We start from the raw sequence: 6,288 nt of genomic DNA, 5'->3' as shown, positions 1-6,288 counted from the left end.
GTTTTTCGCTTATTTTAACCTAAAAACACTACTAAACCCTTAATTTACAATGCTTTTAATTCCGAACTGAGGTTATTGATAAGTAAAAGTTATAAAAATTTTACTCAAATTCATTCTCAATCTCTTCTAACGTTTTACCTGATGTTTCTGGGACAAATCTTCTAACGACCCAAAAATAGATACATGAACTTATAAATAATAATCCAAACATTACATTAAAGCCCCAATTCTGACCTACTTTTAAGAAATATCCTATGAAGTAAAATGAAAATAGCATCGAGATAACCCCCGCCATAAATATTCCAATTATCCTTACTCTATTTGGTAGTAGTTCATTTATAAGAGTTACAATCACTCCAGAAGGTCCAAAAGCTAAACCTGCAACACATGTTGTTAGCAATATAATTACTAATATATAATTATATGCAAAGCCAGGCAGACTATATAAAATAATCAATCCTAACATACTAATCAACGCAACTGTTAAACCTAGATAAATAACTTTTTTTCTACCCCATTTATCAATAAAAAATATTGTCAAAATTGTAATAATGAAGTTAACTGCCAAGATAAGAAAATTAGCAGCATGAGCAACATAACTACTTGATGTTAACGGCGCTATTATCAACTCAGATGAGAAAACAATAAAGTTAATCCCCGTAAGTTGGTTTAGAATTAAAACTATAGTAACTATTGCAACAGGCCAAATATCTTTACCTATTAAGATTTTACTAATAAACGTTCTAGGAGCGTGTGTTCTTAAACTAACCTTAATATCTTCTATATGTCTATTAATCTCTGCATCTGTAAGATTAGGTTGTGTTTTTTTAATTACATCATAAGCCTTATCAATTTTATTTTTAAGAACTAGCCACGTTGGACTAGATGGCAAAAAGCATGAAGCTATAAGTAAAATAATTCCAAAGGTCAGCGTTATAGTAAAATACTCACTCCAATTAAACGTTTTATAAAACAAAAATATTAAAACTCCTGACAAACACATCCCTGCGGTCCATAACAATTGGAACAAGGCTACATATCTACCACGACGATCAGCTGGTGAAATTTCTGTTACATAAATAGGAAAAGCATAAGAACCTAATAATATTGATCCTCCTTGGATTAACCTTGCAATAATTAAGGTTTCATAACCTTGAGCTATAACAAAGATGTAGGTTCCAATAATATAAAAAGCTACGAAGATTAAAATCATAAATTTTCGTCCAATATAATCAGTAGCCAGCCAGATTATTTTTGCTAAAACTCCTCCTAAAAATACTAATCCTAATAGTATCGATAATTGGTGCGTATTTAAATGAAAGCTATGGCTAATTTCCTCACCTACTCCGCCAACAATAGCCAAAGCATAACCACCTAAAATTGCAGCTAATATATATACAGCTAGTATATATTTAAAACTATATCTAAAATTTAAATTCACAAATATCTCCTATATTCCTAATTCATCATAAATTGAATCTATTAACTGTCCATACAAACCTGTTCTAAAGGTTTTGCCCTCAAATATCCTAGGATAAATAATACGACTATGCACACTATTAGTCATAATCATAACAGTAACCTTATTTTTAGGGTCAGAAACAAGACACTGACCAGTAAAACCAGTATGACCTATTGTTTGATCACTACACTTTTCTCCAAACAAATGTCTATTTTTTCGAGTTTTTGCAGTCCAAAATCCTAAAGCAAAAGCCTCGTTTGTATTGCATGGCTGACTAAAAAGCTTAACTATATCTTGTGAAAAAAATGCATTATCCTTATATATTAATTCAGCTAATTTTGTTGCATCATTAATAGTCGAAAACAGTCCTGCATGTCCAGCTACTCCAGCCATAGAATATAAAGCTTTCTCATCATGCACATAACCTCTTAAAGTATCTGTTTTTATATTATTAAAACTGGTGGTACCAAAATTACAATGCCCATCAACTTGCGTTGCAACGATTTCTTCTGGTAAAAAACCTTTTTCTAATGGATTAAAGCATGTTGATTTTAATCCTAGTTTAGAGTAAATATTTTCATTAAGAAAGACATCTAATCGTTTCTTTGTAATAGATTCAATCACACATCCTAGTATCTGCATACCTATATCACTATATATACAATACTTATGTGGAGACTCTACTATCGACATTTTTGTTTTTAGAAACTCTATAGTTGTATGACGATCTTGACTATATAGTGAGCCAGCTGTGTGATTATTATAAAAATCAAAAAATGGTGCAACTCCACTAGTATGATTAAGCAGATCGCGAACACTTGGAATATATTCAGTATTAATAAGTCTAAACTCAGGAATATATTCACTAATTAGCGCATCTAAATTTATAAGATTTCGTTGATAAAGGTACATAACGGCATAAGTTGTAGCAAAGATTTTTGTTATAGATGCCACATCAAATAGCATATCCTGATTTAATTCTTGAGGATTTCTAAGCTGCTGAGCTTTTTTATCATAAAGACATGCATAACCAAAAGTCTTCTTATAGACCTTTTCTCCTTGATATAAAACACTTACAGCTGCACTAGGAAAACCATGATTGATATCATAATTAATGATATCTTCTAGTTTAGGGAAATTCATTTTTAATAGTAGAAACTAAAATATGTACTTATTAAATCATACTTTAAAGTAGAGATATTATAAATGATATACCAAAATGATTTAAATCTTTGAAGTGCTAACTTAGCCTTGACACGGCACATGGATCAACTGTTACCGTTGCTTCCTTCCGGATCTGGCGGGGTTTACAACCTACCATTGCGTGGAAACCAAGTTAGCAATGCATATGTTACTAGATATATATAAAAATTACAAGCTAACAAAGCAAATTCCATTATCTAATATAAATTGGTATTATTAAGCCAAAAGCATTCACAAAACAATAACAAAATGATTATAGTAATATCTCCAGCAAAGAGCCAAAACTTTGACTCTTTAAAAGAAAACTACGACTTTACACAGCCTTTATTTAAAGATCAAATTAATCTTTTAATTAATAAACTAAAACATTACGAAGTAGATGAAATTGAAAAACTTATGAAAATTAGTCCTAAGTTAGCTCAAGAAGTATTTGATAAACACAATAACTTCGATCCAAATAACTATAATACTTCAAACTCTAAAGCTGCCATTTTCACATTTAGCGGTGATGTTTATAAAGGTTTAGATGCTGAAACTCTTGATGCTAAAACAATCAAATACGCTCAAGATCATTTATTAATGTTATCTGGTCTATATGGTCTTATTCGTCCTCTTGATTTGATGCAAGCTTATAGATTAGAGATGGGTACAAAAGTAAAAATTGATGAAAAAATTCTACACAAATACTGGCAAGATAAAATCACACCGAAATTAAATAGCTTCTTTACTAAGCAAAAGAATAAAACTCTAATCAACCTTGCTTCTAATGAGTATTCACAAGCTATAGATAAAAAAACTCTTGATGCTAAGTGGTTAGATATAGATTTCAAAGAAAACAAAAATGGTACATTTAAAACTATTGGAATCCATGCTAAGAAAGCTCGTGGATTAATGACAAGATTTATTCTTGAGAATCAAATAGAAGATATTAGTGGCATTAAAAAGTTTAATGCTGCTGGGTATGAGTTTAACCAAGATCTATCTAAAGACGATCTTATTTGCTTTACAAGATAATATATGAAAATAAAAATAATATCCCTGGGAGAAAAACCACCTAAGTGGGTTATAGATGGATTTAATGAATATAAGAAAAGACTTAGTAAATCTATTCCTCTTGAGCTAATAGAACTACCAATAGCAAAAAGAACCAAAACAGGCAATCCAAGCATTTGGATGGAACAAGAAGCTAAGATAATTTTAAGTAAGATCAGTGGTTCTGATCATTTAGTGATTCTTGATGTAAAATCAAAACTTATCTCGACGGAAGAGTTAGCTGATAAAATGCAAAACTGGAAATTTAATAATCCAAATGTTGTAATATTAATCGGTGGTCCAGATGGAATTCATCAAAGTATTAAAGATCTAGCGAAAGAAAAAATATCCATATCTAAAATGACTTTTCCACACCCTATTGTGCGTATTATAATAGTAGAACAGCTATATAGAGCCTATACAATTTTAGAAAACCATCCTTATCACAAATAAATTTTTCCTAAGTATAACTTAATATAAACTTATTATTTTTTAACTCTATTTATTAATTTTACCAATATTAAATTTGTTCAAAATTAAACTATTATTTTATATTTCAAAAGTCATTGTTTTAGTAAAAAAAGGCAGATAAACTCGAAATATGCCCATAGTGGCAACTAGTACGAAATGTATATTAATAAGGAGTGCTAAAATGATACATATACGTGTAAAAACAATCACAGCTTTAACTCTGTCCTTAATAAGTACAGTAGCTTTTGCTGATTGTAAATTAGAAGATGTTACCTCAGGTTGGACAGGTAAAATTACTTTTAAATGTGATAAAGATACCAACTTAGAAGCTAATCCAATTAGCTTTAAGCTAAGTGATGGTAAAGTAGGTAGTGTTTGGGGGATAGGAAACCATACGTTAACAGAAGCAAGTAATGGTACAGTCTCAATCACATCAAAACAATGGAGTGGGCAACCAACTATCGCAAAAGCTGGACAAGCTGTTAGCTTTAGCTTCTCACCTAGCAAACCTGTATTCAATGTTCTGAATTTTCATGTTGGTAATGGAGGAACTGTTGATCCGGTTGAGCCAACTGATCCGGTTGAACCTACAGACCCTGTTGAGCCTACGGATCCAAGTAGTGATTATCAAACATATAGTGCTGGTACACAGTATAAAAGTGGCGATATAGTATCTTCAAATGGCAAACTATACCAATGCAAATCTGGAGTAGGCGCTTGGTGTTCTAGTTCAGCAGCTTGGGCTTATGCGCCAGGTTCTGGAACAGCTTGGGAAACTGCCTGGGATATATACAACTCGACAGATCCTGTTAATCCAACTGATCCAGTTGAGCCTACTGAGCCGACAGATCCTAGTGATCCAACTCCAACTCCTGGTGACACTTATACAACTACTCAAGCAGCTCTAGATGCTAAAGAAGAAGAGCTAACTAATGGTCCTGTTATGAGTGAAGTTAAAAAATCTATCGTAACAAGAGATAATAGTGTTGTAGAGGCTGTCTCAGCTAATAACCCTAATAATCCTGAAAATGTAAAACGTGTCGAAAGTATAATTTCTGAAGCTGACTGGGATTATATGTTCCCGAAAAGATCTCCTGAGTATACTTATGAGAACTTCTTAAAAGCTGTTGCAAAATTCCCTGCATTCTGTGGTACATACACAGATGGTAGAGATTCTGATGCAATTTGTCGTAAGTCACTAGCGACTATGTTTGCTCACTTTACACAAGAGACAGGTGGGCACACTGCTCACTGGGATGTACCTGAATGGCGCCAAGGACTAGTCCATGTTCGTGAAATGGGTTGGGATGAGAATATGCGTGGTGGTTATAATGGTGAATGTAACCCTGATGTATGGCAAGGACAGACATGGCCTTGTGGTACTTTTGAAAATGGCGATTATAAATCTTACTTTGGTCGTGGTGCAAAACAATTAAGCTACAACTATAACTATGGCCCATTCTCTCAAGCAATATATGGTGATGTGAGAACCTTACTAGACAAACCTGAACTAGTAGCTGATACATGGTTGAATTTAGCATCTGCTGTATTCTTCTTTGTATACCCTCAACCACCAAAACCATCTATGCTTCATGTAATAGATGGTTCATGGCAGCCAAATGAACGTGATATTAGTAATGGTCTAACTCCAGGATTTGGTGTAACTACTCAAATCATTAACGGTGGTGTTGAATGTGGTGGAAGTGTTGAGGTAGCTCAATCTATTAACCGTATAGATTATTACGATAATTTCGCTAAACAACTTGGTGTAAATATACCAAATGATGAAGTTCTAGGGTGTAAAGGAATGAAGCAATTTGATGCTGAAGGCGCTGGTGCTACTAAGATTTATTGGGAGCAGGACTTTAGCTATAATGCCAACAATCCAGGTGGTAAGTCATATGCTTGTAAACTTGTAGGCTATCAAACTCCATATTCAGCATTCACACCAGGTGACTATACTAAGTGTGTTAAAGCTCACTTCCCTGATATAGTTATAACAAAATAATAAATCTAAATTTCTATCTCCATTGAGATTATCTTCCGACCCTTTACAGACTTTTGTGTAAATTTTTCATAGGCTACCAATCCTATCTTCAAATTTAATCATAAAATGTGCA

The 6,288-nt window shown here is 32.8% G+C and carries 5 protein-coding genes and 1 other RNA gene; 3 read left to right on the top strand and 3 right to left on the bottom strand.

Annotation, left to right across the window (positions count from 1 at the left end):
- Positions 1-100 precede the first annotated feature (100 nt).
- From AB8E56_RS11035 to ffs, 3 genes are all read right to left on the bottom strand, one after another.
- On the bottom strand, positions 101-1,441 hold the full coding sequence (locus tag AB8E56_RS11035) for an MFS transporter (protein WP_329481078.1): 1,341 nt from the start codon (positions 1,439-1,441) through the stop codon (positions 101-103).
- 9 nt (positions 1,442-1,450) lie between these two features.
- Complete coding sequence (locus AB8E56_RS11030; protein WP_329481076.1) at positions 1,451-2,605, bottom strand: serine hydrolase; 1,155 nt, start codon at positions 2,603-2,605, stop codon at positions 1,451-1,453.
- Between the two features lie 97 nt (positions 2,606-2,702).
- An RNA gene (gene ffs, locus AB8E56_RS11025) (signal recognition particle sRNA small type) lies at positions 2,703-2,799 on the bottom strand.
- 115 nt (positions 2,800-2,914) lie between these two features.
- On the opposite strand from ffs, the gene yaaA reads away from it, so the two are divergent.
- The 3 genes from yaaA to AB8E56_RS11010 all read left to right on the top strand — a co-directional run bounded on the left by yaaA (position 2,915) and on the right by AB8E56_RS11010 (position 6,176).
- Entirely contained in the window at positions 2,915-3,679 is a 765-nt protein-coding gene (yaaA, locus tag AB8E56_RS11020) for a peroxide stress protein YaaA (protein ID WP_329481074.1), read from the top strand.
- Positions 3,680-3,682: 3 nt separating this feature from the next.
- Positions 3,683-4,150, top strand: coding sequence for a 23S rRNA (pseudouridine(1915)-N(3))-methyltransferase RlmH (gene rlmH / locus AB8E56_RS11015; RefSeq protein ID WP_329481072.1), 468 nt, complete (start codon positions 3,683-3,685; stop codon positions 4,148-4,150).
- A 199-nt stretch (positions 4,151-4,349) separates the two neighbouring features.
- Positions 4,350-6,176 carry a glycoside hydrolase family 19 protein gene (locus AB8E56_RS11010; protein ID WP_329481070.1) on the top strand — a complete coding sequence of 609 codons (1,827 nt, stop codon included), beginning with the start codon at positions 4,350-4,352 and terminating at the stop codon, positions 6,174-6,176.
- The last annotated feature ends 112 nt before the right edge of the window (positions 6,177-6,288 follow it).

It is taken from the genome of Francisella sp. 19X1-34, assembly GCF_041102755.1.
Taxonomy (GTDB): Bacteria; Pseudomonadota; Gammaproteobacteria; order Francisellales; family Francisellaceae; genus Francisella.
This window is presented reverse-complemented; position numbering and strand designations above follow the sequence as displayed.

Bases quoted from the DNA above. Each gene is read 5' to 3' on its own strand.
- AB8E56_RS11030 (WP_329481076.1), bottom strand. From the start codon at position 2,605: ATGAATTTCCCTAAACTAGAAGATATCATTAATTATGATATCAATCAT.
- yaaA (WP_329481074.1), top strand. From the start codon at position 2,915: ATGATTATAGTAATATCTCCAGCAAAGAGCCAAAACTTTGACTCTTTA.
- rlmH (WP_329481072.1), top strand. From the start codon at position 3,683: ATGAAAATAAAAATAATATCCCTGGGAGAAAAACCACCTAAGTGGGTT.
- AB8E56_RS11010 (WP_329481070.1), top strand. From the start codon at position 4,350: ATGATACATATACGTGTAAAAACAATCACAGCTTTAACTCTGTCCTTA.